13 protein-coding genes and 1 tRNA gene are annotated in these 14,807 nt (G+C 73.1%); 3 read left to right on the top strand and 11 right to left on the bottom strand.

What is annotated here, in order from left to right:
* Positions 1–4: 4 nt before the first annotated feature.
* Positions 5–550 (top strand): peptidylprolyl isomerase, encoded by a 546-nt coding sequence (locus tag PP1_RS16505; protein ID WP_033198699.1) that lies wholly within the window; start codon positions 5–7, stop codon positions 548–550.
* Positions 551–863: 313 nt separating this feature from the next.
* Positions 864–1,595: a rhomboid family intramembrane serine protease gene (locus PP1_RS16500; protein WP_249266063.1), complete on the top strand. Its 732-nt coding sequence runs from the start codon at positions 864–866 to the stop codon at positions 1,593–1,595.
* A 436-nt stretch (positions 1,596–2,031) separates the two neighbouring features.
* On the opposite strand, the gene PP1_RS16495 is transcribed toward PP1_RS16500, so the two are convergent.
* The 10 genes from PP1_RS16495 to PP1_RS16450 form a co-directional block, all read right to left on the bottom strand.
* Positions 2,032–2,487: a PH domain-containing protein gene (locus PP1_RS16495; protein ID WP_010233086.1), complete on the bottom strand. Its 456-nt coding sequence runs from the start codon at positions 2,485–2,487 to the stop codon at positions 2,032–2,034.
* Positions 2,488–2,549: 62 nt separating this feature from the next.
* On the bottom strand, positions 2,550–2,810 hold the full coding sequence (crgA, locus tag PP1_RS16490; protein WP_010233083.1) for a cell division protein CrgA: 261 nt from the start codon (positions 2,808–2,810) through the stop codon (positions 2,550–2,552).
* A 177-nt stretch (positions 2,811–2,987) separates the two neighbouring features.
* Entirely contained in the window at positions 2,988–3,623 is a 636-nt protein-coding gene (locus tag PP1_RS16485; protein ID WP_010233080.1) for an aminodeoxychorismate/anthranilate synthase component II, read from the bottom strand.
* 17 nt (positions 3,624–3,640) lie between these two features.
* Positions 3,641–5,626 carry a Stk1 family PASTA domain-containing Ser/Thr kinase gene (pknB, locus tag PP1_RS16480; RefSeq protein ID WP_010233077.1) on the bottom strand — a complete coding sequence of 662 codons (1,986 nt, stop codon included), beginning with the start codon at positions 5,624–5,626 and terminating at the stop codon, positions 3,641–3,643.
* 103 nt (positions 5,627–5,729) lie between these two features.
* Entirely contained in the window at positions 5,730–7,367 is a 1,638-nt protein-coding gene (locus tag PP1_RS31585) for a protein kinase domain-containing protein (RefSeq protein WP_443217598.1), read from the bottom strand.
* 49 nt (positions 7,368–7,416) lie between these two features.
* On the bottom strand, positions 7,417–8,886 hold the full coding sequence (locus tag PP1_RS16470) for a peptidoglycan D,D-transpeptidase FtsI family protein (protein WP_060574395.1): 1,470 nt from the start codon (positions 8,884–8,886) through the stop codon (positions 7,417–7,419).
* On the bottom strand, positions 8,883–10,361 hold the full coding sequence (locus PP1_RS16465) for an FtsW/RodA/SpoVE family cell cycle protein (protein WP_010231229.1): 1,479 nt from the start codon (positions 10,359–10,361) through the stop codon (positions 8,883–8,885). The genes PP1_RS16470 and PP1_RS16465 overlap by 4 nt, the downstream gene beginning before the upstream one ends.
* On the bottom strand, positions 10,361–11,710 hold the full coding sequence (locus PP1_RS16460; RefSeq protein ID WP_010231232.1) for a PP2C family protein-serine/threonine phosphatase: 1,350 nt from the start codon (positions 11,708–11,710) through the stop codon (positions 10,361–10,363). Before PP1_RS16460 ends, PP1_RS16465 begins: the two co-directional genes overlap by 1 nt.
* A 123-nt stretch (positions 11,711–11,833) precedes the next feature.
* Entirely contained in the window at positions 11,834–12,304 is a 471-nt protein-coding gene (locus tag PP1_RS16455; RefSeq protein ID WP_010231234.1) for an FHA domain-containing protein FhaB/FipA, read from the bottom strand.
* Between the two features lie 108 nt (positions 12,305–12,412).
* On the bottom strand, positions 12,413–13,726 hold the full coding sequence (locus tag PP1_RS16450) for a DUF3662 and FHA domain-containing protein (RefSeq protein ID WP_029239590.1): 1,314 nt from the start codon (positions 13,724–13,726) through the stop codon (positions 12,413–12,415).
* A 242-nt stretch (positions 13,727–13,968) separates the two neighbouring features.
* Between PP1_RS16450 and PP1_RS16445 the strand changes: the two genes are divergently transcribed.
* A tRNA-Leu gene (locus PP1_RS16445) sits at positions 13,969–14,054 on the top strand.
* Positions 14,055–14,173: 119 nt separating this feature from the next.
* Here PP1_RS16445 and PP1_RS16440 read toward each other — a convergent pair.
* Positions 14,174–14,800 carry a uridine kinase gene (locus PP1_RS16440; RefSeq protein ID WP_010231243.1) on the bottom strand — a complete coding sequence of 209 codons (627 nt, stop codon included), beginning with the start codon at positions 14,798–14,800 and terminating at the stop codon, positions 14,174–14,176.
* Positions 14,801–14,807 lie beyond the last annotated feature (7 nt).

Genomic DNA, 14,807 nt, shown 5'->3' with positions numbered 1-14,807 from the left:
CACGATGGTAGCCGTGACGGAACCAGGAAACGCCAAGACGACGGCCGTCCTGCACACCAACGAGGGCGACATCCGGGTCGAGCTGTTCGGCGACCACGCCCCGAAGACGGTGGCGAACTTCGTCGGTCTCGCAGAGGGAACGAAGGACTACACGGGGCCGAACGCCAGTGGCGGCGACACCGGGCCGTTCTACGACGGTTCGATCTTCCACCGGGTGATCAGCGGCTTCATGATCCAGGGCGGCGACCCGACCGGCACCGGTCGCGGTGGCCCGGGCTACCAGTTCGGCGACGAGTTCCACCCGGACCTCAAGTTCGACCGGCCCTACCTGCTCGCGATGGCGAACGCCGGCCCGGGCACCAACGGCTCGCAGTTCTTCATCACGGTGGGCCCGACGCCGCACCTGAACCGGCGCCACACCATCTTCGGTGAGGTCGCCGACGCGGAGTCCCGCGCGGTCGTGGACGGCATCGGGAACACGACCACCGGGCAGGCCGACCGCCCGCTCAACGACGTGGTCATCGAGAAGGTCGAGATCGAGCGGAGCTGAGTCCGCCCTGACCGAACGACCAGACCCCACCGCACACGGCGCGTCTCCGGGCCCACAGGGCTCTCCGGGGCCCGGCGGGACGGGCGGAGCCCCGTACCCCGGCCCCCCGAACGCGCCGTGGCAGGCCGCGCCCGGAGGCGGGCCCGCGCCGTGGCAGCAGGGCGCGCCGGGCTCGGCACCGCCCCCTGCCGGCGGCGTCCCCGCCGGCCGTGGCGGCGGCTCGGTGTGCGTCCGCCACCCGGATCGTCCGACCGGGCTGGCGTGCACCCGCTGCGACCGTCCGGCGTGCCCGGAGTGCCTGCGTCCCGCCTCGGTGGGCCAGCACTGCGTGGACTGCCTCGCCGAGTCGTCGCGGTCGGCGCCGCGCTGGCGCAACGTCGCCGGGGCGACCCGTGCCGGCAAGCCGGTGATCGTGCCCGCCCTGATCGCCGTGAACGTGGCGGTCTTCGTGCTGACCGTGGTCACGGCGGGCAGCCTCAACCGGAACTTCGACTCCCCGCTGTTCGGGCTGGGCGCCCTGACACCCGTGGACGTCGCGGACGGCCAGCTGTGGCGGCTCGTGACGGCCGGCTTCCTGCACATCGGTCCGCTGCACCTGGCGTTCAACATGTTCGCCCTGTGGGTCATCGGGCGTGAGGTCGAGGCGGTGCTGGGCCGGGCCCGGTTCACCGCCGTGTACGGCGTCTCGCTGCTCGGCGGCTCGGCCGCGGTCATGTTGCTCAGCAACCCGCTCGGTCCGACGGCGGGCGCATCGGGCGCGGTGTTCGGCCTGATGGGTGCGCTGTTCGTGCTGCTACGCCGGCTGCGCCTGCCCGCGGGTCAGGTGATCGGCGTGATCGCGATCAACGTCGTCATCAGCTTCACCCTGCAGGGGATCTCCTGGCAGGGGCACCTCGGCGGACTCGTGTTCGGTGCCGCGGTCACCGCCGCACTGGTCTACCTCGGCGCGGGTTCGCCGAACCGGCGGCAGGTGCAGATCGCCTCGATCTCCGGGCTGGCGCTGCTCGCTCTGATCCTCATCGGCGCCGGGGTCGCGCTCGTCTGAGCCGCCGCCCGCGCCGCACCCGCCGCGCGGCCGAACGCGGCGGTGCCGGCTCGACGACAGAGGACAGCAGCCGCTCACGCACCCCTTCACCGGCCCGCGCACCCGCTGCGACAGGTGCGCGGGCCGGTCACGGGGTGCGCGGCCGGTGACGGGGTGCGCGGCCGGCGAAGGCGCGGCCGGTGAAGGGGTGCGCGGCCGAGCGAATGGCTCGGTTCGTGGGGTGCGTGCCCGGGCCGGCCGGGCAGGGTCCCCACGGGTCCGCGGCCGGGCGGCGGAAAGGCTCGCGCACCTCGTTGCCGGCTCGCGCACCCCATTACGCGCCCGAGCACCTCGTTGCCGGGTCGCGCACCCTGTTAAGGGCCCGAGCACCTGCCGCAGCGGGTGCGCGGGCCGGTGAAGGGGTGCGTGGGGGCGCGCCGCGTCCGGCCCACGCGGGTCACAGGCGCGGGTGCAGGTCCTGGAGCACCTCGGCGACGTCCTCGGGGTCCTCGCCCAGTTCCGGGCGTCCCAGCACGATGAGACGTTCGTGGCCGTCGACGTCGCGCAGGTCGAGTTCCAGCAGGGCGGACTCCCGGCCGAAGCGGCGGGTCCGCAGGACCCGGACGTCGTCGACCCGCGACCAGGGCGCATGCCGGGTCCAGGTCAGACGGCGGATCGTCACTCCGTCCGGTCCGGCCTCGAGCCGCGGGCGGGCCCGGGTCCCGGACGCCGCCGCCAGGGCCAGACCGAGGGCGGCGAGCCCGGAGATCAGCTGCCCGGCCGGGTCCGCCCCGGTCGCGACCAGTGCCACGAGCCAAGCGGCCGCGGCGGCGGCCAGCACCCACAGTGCGACGACGGCACCGGCCGGCGTCGACCAGGAATGCCGGCCCTGTTGATCACCCAGTGTGCTCACGAGAGGTTGTCCACAGCCGTCATCCACAGTGAGGATAACTGACGTTCATGTATTTCTGCAGGTCAACGCCACCGCATCGTCATCAGGAGGCCGATCACGATGAGTGAGAATCCGATGATGAAGTTCGCGTTCCCCAGTGCGGCCATGAACGGGATCGCCGGCCCCGCGAGGTAGTTGACGACCAGCCAGGCCAGCCCGAGGACCCACATCGCGACCATCACCGCGATGTACGCGGGATGCGTAGGACCGGCCAGCTTCTGCGGGGTGCGGTTCACCGGCGGCGGGGTGTAGGCCGCCTTCTTGCGGACCTTCGACTTGGGCATGTGGCGGACCTCATCGGCTGTGCTGCGGACACGAGTTCCGGCCGGTGCGCCGGCCGGGGGCGGGACCTGCGACGTCGGCGGTACACGTCGTGGGAGCGGCCGACCCGGACAGATCCGCCACCACGGTAGCGCGGATGCCCGCCGGGTTGCGTCACACGGGCGAAACGAACGGGGGATCTAGACGCCCGCGACGAGTCCCGCCATCTCGTCGGATAGCTGCTGCACGACGTCCTCGGAGACGTCGGCGCCCGCCTGACGGAGCCAGTTCGCGAGCATGCGGTGACCGCCCTCGGTCAGGACCGACTCGGGGTGGAACTGCACACCCTCGATCGGCAGCTCGCGGTGCCGCACCGCCATGATCAGGCCGGTCCCGGTCCGCCCGGTGACCTCCAGCTCGGCCGGGAGACCGTCGGGGGCGATCGTGAGGGAGTGGTAGCGGGTCGCGGTGAAGGGCGACGGCAGCTCGCGGAGGACGCCGGTGTCGTCGTGGAAGACCTGCGAGGTCTTGCCGTGCAGCAGCTCCGGCGCCCGCTCGACGATCCCGCCCCACGCCGTCGCCAGCGCCTGGTGGCCGAGGCAGACACCCAGCAGCGGCGTGCCGCGCTCGGCTGCCCGGCGGATCACCTCGACGCTGCGCCCGGCCCGCTCCGGCGTACCGGGGCCGGGGCTGACCAGCACGGCACCGACCTCGCCGAGCTCGTCGGGATCGACCTCGTCGTTGCGGCGGACGACCGGTTCGGCCCCGAGCTGGGCCAGGTACTGGACGAGGTTGTAGACGAAGCTGTCGTAGTTGTCGACGACGAGTACGCGCACGCCCTCATCCTCCCTGATCAGTTGAAGGGGAAGCCGCTGCTGCCGGTCTCGTCGGTGGAGTCCCCGCCGTCGTTACCGCTGCCGGAGGCCCGGCCGACCGTCAGCGACACCGACTGGCCGTCGGACGCCTGCGACCCGCCGGACGGGCTCTGGTTCAGCACGATGCCGTTCTGCGAGGAGTCGGAGACGTCGACGGTCTGGATCTGGAACGACAGGCCGGCCTCGCGCAGGGTGTTGACCGCGTTGTCGACCCGCTGGCCGACGACGTTCGGGATCTGCGACTGGTTGCCCCGGCTGACCTGGATCGAGATCGCCCGGTCCTTCTGGACCCGGGTGCCCGCGGCGGGATCGGTGCCGACCACGGAACCCGCGGAGCCGCCGCCGTCGACCTCGGTGGTGCTCACCGAGGTGAACCCGGCGCCGCGCAGCGTGTTCGCCGCCTGCTCGGCGCTCTGGCCCGTCACGTCCGGCACCGAGACCGTGGTCTGCTCCTTGCCGACGACCAGCGCCACCGACGTGTTGCCGGGCACCCGCTGCCCCGGGCCGGGATCGGTGCGGATGATCTTCCCGATCTGGCTGGAGTCCGACGTCTCCTGCTCGGTCGTCCCGCCGACCTGCAGGCCGGCCTCGCGGAGCTGGACCTCGGCGTCCGACGGCGAGCTCCCGACCAGCGACGGGACCGTCACCTCGGCCGGTCCGGTCCCGACGAACACCGTCACCCGGCTGTTCTCCGCGACCTGGTTGCCACCGCCCGGGTCGGTCCGGACGACCTTGCCGATCTGCGCGACGTCGGACGGCTGGTTCTGCTGGTCCGGCAGCAGACCGACGGCGGAGATCGTCGAGCGGGCCTGTTCCGGGGTCTGGCCGAGCACGTCGGGCACCGAGACCTGGTCGGGGGAGGAGTTCGAGAACATCTGGAACCCGACGAAACCGAGCAGGCCCAGCACGATCAGCCCGACGAGCCAGAGCGCGATCTTCTTCCCGCGGCCGCGACCGGAGTCGTCGTCGTACCCGTCGTGGTCCGGGGGCATGACGTGCCGGCCGGTCGGTGGGCCGCCGGCCCCGTTCCCGGCCATCCGGCGGGTCGGCATCGCGGTGGTGGCGTCGTCGTGCGCCATCATCTGGGTGCGCTCGTACTCGCTCATCACGAGCGGCGCGTGCACCGGCTCGCCGTTGCGCACCCGCACCAGGTCGGCCCGCATCTCGGCGGCCGACTGGTAGCGGTTGGCCGGGTTCTTGCTCAGCGCCTTGAGCACCACCGCGTCGAGCGCGGGCGGCACCGACGGGTTCAGCTCCGACGGGGCGCGCGGGTCCTCCCGGACGTGCTGGTAGGCGACCGCGACCGGGGTGTCGCCGGTGAAGGGCGGCTCGCCGGTGAGCAGCTCGAAGAGCACGCAGCCGGCCGCGTAGACGTCCGACCGGGCGTCCACGGACTCGCCGCGGGCCTGCTCCGGGGACAGGTACTGCGCGGTGCCGATCACGGCGGCGGTCTGGGTGACGTTCTGACCCTCGCCCAGCGCACGGGCGATGCCGAAGTCCATCACCTTGACGGCACCGACCCCGTTGATCATCACGTTCGCGGGCTTGACGTCGCGGTGGATGATCCCGTGCCGGTGCGAGAAGTCGAGCGCGGCGCACACGTCGGCCATCACCTCGACGACCCGCTGCTGGGACAGCGGCCCCGTCGTCTTGACGATCTCGCGCAGCGTCTGGCCGTCGACGAACTCCATGACGATGTACGGCAGCGGCCCGAACTCGGACTCGATCTCGCCGGTGTCGTACACGGCGACGATCGCCGGATGGTTCAGCGACGCCGAGTTCTGGGCCTCGCGGCGGAAGCGCAGCTGGAACTGCGGGTCGCGGGCCAGGTCGGCGCGCAGCACCTTGACCGCCACGTCCCGGCCGAGCCGGGTGTCGAGGCCGCGGTGGACCTCGGACATCCCGCCGTAGCCGAGCGGGTCGCCCAGCTCGTAGCGCTCGGAGAGCAGTCGCGGTGTCGTCATCGGTTCAGGTTCCCGGGGTCGGAGGCGTACTCATCATGCCGGTCGGTGGACGTGATCACTCCCGCGCGGTCGTCGCGTGCGCCGGGCCGTCCGTTGCGTGGGATCACCGGCCGACCTCCGGTCCGCCACGTGGAGGTGTGGCGGTGAGCGGCCGGGAAGTGGCCGCCGGTCCCGTGCGGTCGGCCTCCCACCCGGAGGCCACCGTCACGGTACCGGGGGCCGGGCCCAGCGAGCCGGTTCGGCTACCGCCCGGCGACGTCTCCCGGAGGATCATGACCGCCAGCACCACCGCCGCGACGCTCAGCAGGACGAAGAGCACCGCGAGCCAGGCCTTCGCCCGGCCCGACCGTTTCGGGGTCAGGTCCAGGGGGCCGGACGGGTGCTGCTCGGGCGCGCGGTCGCCGGAGCCGCGGCCGGTCGGCGGCCGGGCCGGTGCCGGTCGCTGTGCGGCGGGCGGCCCGGAACCCGGGTGCGCGGGCACCTGCGGTCCGGTCGGCGGCCGGCCGCCGTGCCCCGCTGCCGGCCCGCCCGGCGGGTACGGCGTCCGCGCCGGGGTCCAGCCGTGGGCGGGTGAACCCGGCCCAGCGGGGGGTGGGACGGGGAGGGGACCCGAACGCGGGCGCACGGGCGGCGGTCCGGCCGGTGGCCGGTTCCCGCCGGTGACGGGACGGGACCCCGGTCCCGTGGGCGGGCGGCCGCCGGCGTCGTCACCGGCTTGCAGTCCGTGCCGCGGGGACCGGCCCGGCGGGTCCGCCGGGCCGGGGATCTCGGGCGGGCGACCCGCGGGTTCCGGGCCGTCGGCGTCGGAACGGGCGTGCCGGCGCGGCCCGCCCTGCGGGTCGTCGTCGGGCCGGAAACCCGGTGCGTGCCCGGTCGGGGCCGGGATGCCGGCGGGCGGCGGGCGGTGCCCGCGTCGTACGGCCGCGACGGCCTCGGCGAACTCGGCGCCGTCGGTGTAGCGCTGCTCGGGGTCCTTCACGAGCACCGTGGTGATCAGCTCGCGGATCCGCTCGGGGATCTCGTCGGGCAGCGGCGGCGGGTCGTCGCGGACCTGCATCATCGCGACGGCGACCGCGCTCTCGGCGCGGAACGGGCGCACCCCGGCCAGGCACTCGTAGCCGACCACGCCGAGCGAGTAGACGTCGCCGGACGGGCCGGCCTCGTCGCCCGAGGCCTGCTCCGGCGCGATGTAGTGCGCGGTGCCCATGACCATCCCGGACCGGGTGACCGGCACGGCGTCGGCGGCCTTGGCGATGCCGAAGTCGGTCAGCTTCACGACGCCGTCGGTGCGCAGCAGGATGTTGCCGGGCTTCACGTCGCGGTGCACGAAGCCGCGCTCGTGCGCCGCCTGCAACGCCCGCGCGGCCTGCTCGAGGATGTCGAGTGCCTCGTCGGACGGGATGGGCCCGCGCCCGATCCGGGTCGACAGCGGCTCGCCGCGGACGAGCTCCATCACCAGGTACGCGGTGCGCCCGCCACCGACGGGGCCGTCGTCCTCGCCGTAGTCGTGCACCGAGGCGATGCCGGCGTGGTCCAGCGACGCCACCGTGCGCGCCTCGATCCGGAACCGGTGCAGGAACTCCGGGTCGTCGGAGAGATCGGCCTTGAGCACCTTCACGGCGACGCTCCGCCCCAGACGGGTGTCGGAGGCCTCCCAGACCTCGCCCATCCCGCCGACCGCGATCCGCCGGTCCAGCTGGTAGCGCTCGGAGATCAGCTGCCCGGCCGCCAGCGCGCTCACGGGCCCGCCGGGGACCTGCGCCGTGCCGTTCCCGCGGCGTGTCCCCGCCTCACTGGGCGTCCCGGAGGGTCTCGGCGATCACGGCGCGGCCGATCGGTGCCGCGACCGAACCACCGGTGGCCTCGGCGCCGCGGTCCCCGCCGCTCTCGACCAGCACCGCGACCGCGACCCGGGGGTTGTCGGCCGGGGCGAACGCCACGTACCAGGCGTGCGGCGGGGTGTTCTTCGGGTCGGTGCCGTGCTCGGCGGTACCGGTCTTCGAGGCGATCTGGACGCCGGTGATCTTGCCGCCGCCCTGGGTCCGGTCCTCGGAGCCGATCATCAGGTCGGTCAGGGTGCGGGCGACGTCGCCGGGCATCGAGCGGGCCATCCGGTCCGGCTCGGTGGTGTCGACGACGTCGAGCGTCGCGCCCTGGATCTCCTTGATCAGGTGCGGGGCCATCGTCTGGCCGCCGTTGGCGATCGAGCCGCCGATCATCGCCAGCTGCATCGGGGTCAGCCGGACGTCGCGCTGGCCGATCGCGGACTGCTGGGTGGAGGGCACGTCGGACATCGGACCGACCTGCGACGCGGTGACGGGCATCGGGATCTGCAGGTCCGACCGGCCGATCCCGAACGCCTCGGCCTGCGCCCGGAGCTTGTCCGCCCCGAGCTCCTGGCCCAGCTGGGCGAACGCGGTGTTGCAGGAGCGGGCCAGCGCCTCGCGCAGCGACGCGGTGTCGCCGCCGCCGCACTGCGAGCCGTTGTAGTTCTCCAGCGTGGTCGTCGAGTCGGCCAGCTGGATGTTGCGGGCCGCGGTGAGCCTGCTCTCCGGGGTGTACCCGTTCTGCAGCGCGGCCGCGGTCGTGACCAGCTTGAACGTCGACCCGGGCGGCTCGATCTCGTTGATCGCGCGGTTGGTGAGCGGGTTGAGCTCGGCGTTGTTGTACTCGCGCCAGGCCGCCTGCTGCTCGGCCGCGTCCGGGGCGGCCAGCCGGTTCGGGTCGTACGACGGCGTCGAGGCCATCGCCAGGATGTTGCCGGTCTGCGGCTCCAGCGCGACGACGGCGCCGGTGTAGCCGCGCGACTGCAGGCCGTCGTAGGCGACCCGCTGCACGTCCGGGTCGACCGTGGTCACGACGTTCCCGCCCGCCGGGTCCCGGCCGGTGATCAGGTCGGACAGCCGGCGCACGAACAGCCGGTCGTCGGTGCCGTTCAGCACGTCGTCGGTGGACCGCTCGAGGGCGCCCTTGCCGTAGACGGTGGAGAGGAACCCGGTGATCGGCGCGAACGCCGGGCCCTCCGGGTACTGCCGGGCGTACCGCAGCCGGCCGTCGCTGTCGACGCTCTGCGCCAGGACCTGGCCGCCCGCGGTGATCTGGCCGCGCTGGCGGGAGTACTCGTCGATCTGCGAGCGCTGGTTGCGCGGGTCGTCGCGGTACTGGCCGGCCACGACGACCTGCACGTAGGTGATGTTCGCGAGCAGCGCCACGATCATGACCATCACGGCGAGGGCGACGCGGCGTACCGGGCGGTTCACGGGTCGCTCCTCTCCTGGGACGCGGGCGTGGGTGTGGTCGACGGGCGGGAGTTCTGCGGGCGCTGGACGAGCTCGGTGCTCGCCTCCGCGATCGGCGCCCGTTGCTGGGCGGGCCGCTTCGGCAGCGGCGCCCGTGCCACGTGCGAGATCCGCAGCAGGAGCGCGACGAGCACGTAGTTCGCCAGCAGCGACGACCCACCGTAGGACAGGAACGGCAGCGTCAGACCGGTCAGCGGGATCAGCTTGGTCACCCCGCCGATGACGACGAAGATCTGCAGCGCCACCGAGAACGCCAGCCCGGTCGCCAGCAGCTTGCCGTAGGAGTCGCGCACGGCCAGCGCCGAGCGGAGCCCGCGGGTGATCAGGACCAGGTAGACGACCAGGATCGCCGCCAGCCCGATCAGGCCGAGCTCCTCGCCGAGCGAGGAGAAGATGAAGTCGGACTCGGCGAAGGGCACGAGGTCCGGCCGGCCGGCACCCAGGCCGGTCCCGCCGACCCCGCCGGTGCCCAGCCCGAACAGTGCCTGGGCGAGCTGGAAGCCGCCGCCGTCGTAGTCCTCGAACGGGTCCAGCCAGATCTGCACGCGGACCCGCACGTGCCCGAACAGCTGGTAGGCGATCGACGCGCCGACGGCGAAGGCCGTCAGCCCGATCACCATCCAGGAGATCCGCTCGGTGGCCGTGTAGAGCAGGACCAGGACCAGCCCGAAGATCAGCAGCGAGCTGCCGAGGTCGCGGGAGAAGACCATGATGCCGATCGACAGGCCCCAGGCGGCGAGCAGCGGCGCCAGGTCGCGGGCGCGCGGCAGCTCCATGCCGAGGAACCGGCGGCCGGCCGTGGAGAGCAGGTTGCGCTTCTGGACCAGGTAGGCCGAGAAGAACACGATCAGCAGGATCTTGGCGAACTCGCCGGGCTGGATGCCCGGGCCGCCGGGGATCCGGATCCACAGCTTCGCGCCGTTGACCTCGGAGATCGACGACGGCAGCACGGCGGGCAGCGCGAGCAGCACCAGCCCGAGGAAGCCGGCCGTGTAGCCGTAGCGGGCGAGGGCGCGGTGGTCGCGCAGGAAGTACAGGACCAGCGCGAACAGCGCGAGCCCGGCCACCGTCCAGGTGATCTGGGCCGTGATGAGCCCGCTCGGGACCTCCCGGCCGAGCAGCTCCGCGCGTGCCGCCCTGGCCAGGTCCAGCCGGTGGATCATGACCAGGCCGATGCCGTTGAGCAGCGCCACCGACGGGAGGATCAGCGGGTCGGCGTAGGGCGCCAGCCACCGCACCGCGAGGTGCGCGCCGGCGAACAGCACCAGGTAGGCCAGCCCCACCAGGAGCAGGTCCGTGGTGAGCGACTGCTCCTGGTTCGCCTCGACCAGGACGAGTGCACCGGTCGTCAGCACCGCCGCCAGGCCGAGCATGACCAACTCGATCCCGCGGCCGGTGCCGGTCGTCGGCTCCGGCGCGCCGTTGCCCGCCGTCATCAGCTGTCGAGCCGGCAGTTGCGGCCCGGGTCCGGGGTCATGGTCGGCAGCGGCGTGGTGGTCACCGGGGGTCCGCCGGGCACGGCGGGCGGTGCGACCACGGGCGGCGCCGGGGGCGGGTTCAGCGTCGAGCACAGCGGCAGCATCTGCTCGCGCAGCCGGTCCACGGTGTCGCGGGCGCCGGTGTCGCCGTCGTCGGAGACGATCCCGCCGGAGACCTGGGTGCGCACCGACTGCGGGAGGTCGTCGAGGTCGATGTCGGAGCGCTCGGCGACCCGCTGCAGCGGGACCCCGAGCACGTTCCCGCGCACGCCCTGGTAGATCGCGACCTGGTTCTGGTCCACGCCCACGTAGTACTGCTGGAGAACCAGTGCCCGGGCGACGAAGACGCCGGCCACCAGCACCACGAGCACGCCGAGCAGCGCGAGCACGGGCCGCAGCCCGCGCCGGCGCCCGTCGGACCCGGTCCGGTCGGGTTCGAGCCGCACCGGCTCGGTGCGGGGCAGGGTGGTCGCCGCGGCCCGCTGCGCGGAGGTGTGCGGGGCACGCTCGTCGTGCCGGTAGTCGCCGTCGCCCGCGCGGGGGCTCCGCCCGGCCGACCCACCGATGATCGGCGCGTCGTCGGCGTAGTCCACGTCCACCACGTCCGCCACGATGCACGTGATGTTGTCGGGCCCGCCACCACGCAGCGCGAGCTCGATCAGCCGGTCGGCGCACTCGCGCGGGTCGGCGTAGTCCTCCAGCGTCTGCTGCAGGGTCTCGTCGCTGACCGGGCCGGAGAGCCCGTCCGAGCAGAGCAGGAAGCGGTCGCCGGCGCGGGACTCGCGGATCGACAGCGAGGGGTCGACGTCCTGCCCGGTGATGGCGCGCAGCAGCAGCGAGCGCTGCGGGTGCGTGTGCGCCTCCTCCTCGGTGATCCGCCCCTCGTCGATCAGCGACTGGACGAACGTGTCGTCCTTCGTGATCTGGGCGAACTCACCGCCGCGCAGCTGGTAGCACCGCGAGTCGCCGACGTGCACCATGCCCAGCCGCGACCCCGCGAAGAGGATGGCGGTCAGCGTGGTGCCCATGCCCTCGAGATCGGGGGCGTCGGCGACGTGCCGGGAGATCGCGTCGTTGCCCTCGTGGGTCGCGTCGCGGAGCTCGGCGAGCAGGTCGTCGCCGGGAACGTCGTCGTCGAGCGGGGCCAGTGCGGAGATCACCAGGGACGAGGCGACCTCGCCGGCGGCGTGCCCACCCATGCCGTCGGCGAGGGCGAGCAGTCGGGGGCCGGCGTAGACGGCGTCCTGGTTGTTCTGCCGGACCAGTCCGCGGTCACTGCGGGCCGAGTAGCGCAGCACCAGTGTCACGGGGCGGCTCCGGCTTCGGTCGGGGCACGTCGGGGCGATCCCGCGCCGCGGGACCGGTCGAGCGGCCGCGGCACCGGGGGAGCGGGCGGTCGCGGCGTGGTGGTCATGGTTGGTCCAGGGCCGTCACGATCGCAGCTCGATCACCGTCTTGCCGATGCGGACCGGCGTCCCCAACGGGACCCGGGTGGGCCCGGTGACCTTATTACGTTCGAGATAGGTGCCGTTCGTCGACCCGAGATCCTCGACGTACCACTCGTCTCCCTGCTGGGAGATGCGGGCGTGCCGGGTGGATGCGTAGTCGTCGTCGAGCTTGAGGGTGGAGTCGTCCGCGCGGCCGATGAGGATCGGCCGCGAGTCCAGGGTGATCCGGCTGCCGGTCAGCGGGCCCTGGGTGACGAGCAGCTGGCGGGCTACCTTCCCGCGGCCTGCGCCACGGGCACGGGGGGCCTTGCCTCCCGACCGGCCGGGCACGGCGCCCTTGAGCCCGGAGGCGGTGTAGAGGTCCGAGCGGACCACCTGCAGTGCGAGCAGGACGAACAGCCAGAGAAGGGCCAGAAAGCCACCTCTGGTCAGCTGCAGCACCAGTTCCGGCACTTCGCCTGCTCGCCCTTCTCGTCCGCCTGCACGGTCCGCCCACCCGGATCGGGGCCGGGCGGACGGACCGTCATGTCCCGTCCAGTCTGACCTGTCGCCCGAGCGGGCTCAGCCCTGGGTCCGGAACACCAGGCTGGAGTGACCCACGCGGATCACGTCGCCGTCGGTGAGCTGGCACGACTGCACCGGCGAGTTGTTCACCGTGGTGCCGTTGGTCGAGCCCAGGTCGTTCAGGGTCGCGACCTGGCCGTCCCAGGTGACCTCGAGGTGCCGGCGGGAGACGCCGGTGTCCGGGAGGCGGAACTGGGAGTCCTGACCGCGGCCGATGACGTGGGTGCCCTCGACCAGCTGGTAGTTGCGGTTCGACCCGTCGTCCAGGATCAGCATCGCGGTGAGCTGCACCGGTGCGCCCCAGCCGCCCTGGCCGCCGTACCCCTGGCCGTCGTAGCCCTGGTCGTACCCGCCCTGGGGCTGGCCGTAGCCCTGCGGCTGGCCGTAACCCTGGGGCTGGCCGTAGCCGTCGTAGCCCTGGTCGTAGCCCTGCTGCGGGTACCCGCCGGGCTGGGCGTAGCCCTGCGGCTGGCCGTAGCCCTGGGGCTGGCCGTAGCCGTCGTAGCCCTGGTCGTAGCCCTGCTGCGGGTAGCCGGGCTGCTGCTGCGGGTATCCGCCGTAGCCCTGGTTCGGGTCCGCGTAGCCCTGCTGCGGCTGGCCGTAGCCCTGCGGCGGCTGCCCGTAGGCGGGCTGGCCGTACTGGTCGTAGCCCTGGGGCTGCGCGTAGCCGCCCTGGGGCTGGCCGTACTGGTCGTAGCCCTGGGGCTGTCCGTACCCGCCCTGCGGCTGGCCGTACTGGTCGTACCCGCCCTGCTGCTGGCCGTAGCCCTGCTGACCCTGCTCCTGGTCGTACCCCGGAGGCGCGTAGGTCTGCTGGCCGTACCCGCCGGGGGCGCCACGGTCGTACCCGTACTGCCCGTTCTCCTCGGGGTGGCCCGGTTGCTGGCTCATGGGTGCTTCTCCTGCGGTGCGTGCTCTGGTGGCGGCCCGACGGGAAGCGTCGGGATCGACAGCGGAGCGGGTGCGGAATTGTCCCGTGTGCAGCGCCTCGGAGCGCTCCAGGAAGACTACGACCTCACCGTAGGTGTCCCAGCCCTGGTCGGTGAGTTCCTTCGCCACGTGCGACGAGAGGGATCGGACGACCCCGTCCTCGTCGCCCGCCATCCGGTCGAGATCGCTGGGACTGAGCAGAACGGTGTACCGGTTGGGCGCCAACAGGCGACCTCCGGCGAGCTGCTCGACGTGGTCCTCGGCTTCCCTCAGCAGTGCCTGTGCGACTTCCTGTGGGACGACACTGCCTCCGAAGACCCGCGCGAAGGCGTCGCCCACGAACCCCTGCAATCGGCGCTCGAAGCGATCCACGCGGCCCAAATGATCTCCTCCGTCCGCATCGGCGTGTCGGTGATGTGCGACCGATGGTATCTGTGCTAACCCGCGGCCCCGGCGGCGCCCGACCGAACGGCCCACGCCGTCGCCGTCCGCTGGTCACCCGTGCCCTCTCCGATCTACCCGTCCGGCCGGTCCCGCGCACCCCCCGGCACCGGCCGGCGGCCGGCGGGGACCCCCCTGCGAACGGGTCCGCGGCGGGGTGCTAACTTTCTTCCTGTCGCTCCGGGCGAGTGGCGGAATGGCAGACGCGCACGGTTCAGGTCCGTGTGTCCGAAAGGACGTGAGGGTTCAACTCCCTCCTCGCCCACCACAACTTCTCACCTCCGGTGGAGATTCTTCCTCCCCGAGGGTCACCGTCGCCATCGCGCGATCGGTATCCATTGTCACCCGTTCCGGTGTGGCGCACGCATGTCGGTCACCGTCCGGCGCCTAGCGGTCACGTACAGCGGGACGCTCCGGATGGTCGGCCATCGCGAGCACGTCCGCGTACGCGCCGGGATCGCCCTCCTCCTCGTACCGGGTGTAGGCGGCCGCGGTCCAGGCGAGATCCGGCGACAGCCGGCGCTCCAGGGCGGCCCGTCCCATCCGCAGGTGGACCGTCAGATCAGCGGGGAGGCCTCGTCCCAGCAGCCGGCCACCGCCGAGCAGGACGACACCGCTTGCGCCGAGCGGTACCGGTTCGTCGCGGAACGCGCGGTCCCGGTGCACGTCCCGCAGCCGGGGCAGCACCGATCCGCTGCCGTCCGGGGCCATCGGCCCCAGCACCTCGCGGCGCAGGGCCGGCTCGTCCAGCCACCCGTCGAGGAACATGGCGGGATCGGTCCGGCCGAACTCCAGGCGGACCGATGCGGGCCGCAGGAAGTCGTCGGCGTCGACGGCGAGCGCGTCCCGGCCCCGGTCCCGGAGCAGGCCGGCGACGACGCGTGCCAGCTCGACCGGCCCGGTGGGCGGAGGGCCGTCGACGACGACCCGCAGCCGTCCGGGCACGGCGGTGATCCGCTCCGCGAGGTGGGCGGCGAGCCCGTCGCGGTCCGTCGGCCGGAACCCACCCGCCACGCGTCCT

Origin of the sequence: Pseudonocardia sp. P1 (assembly GCF_000178675.2) — a bacterium.
In the GTDB taxonomy this organism is placed as follows: domain Bacteria; phylum Actinomycetota; class Actinomycetes; order Mycobacteriales; family Pseudonocardiaceae; genus Pseudonocardia.
Note: the sequence above shows the minus strand (reverse complement) of the source record. Positions and strands in the feature narration are given on the sequence as shown.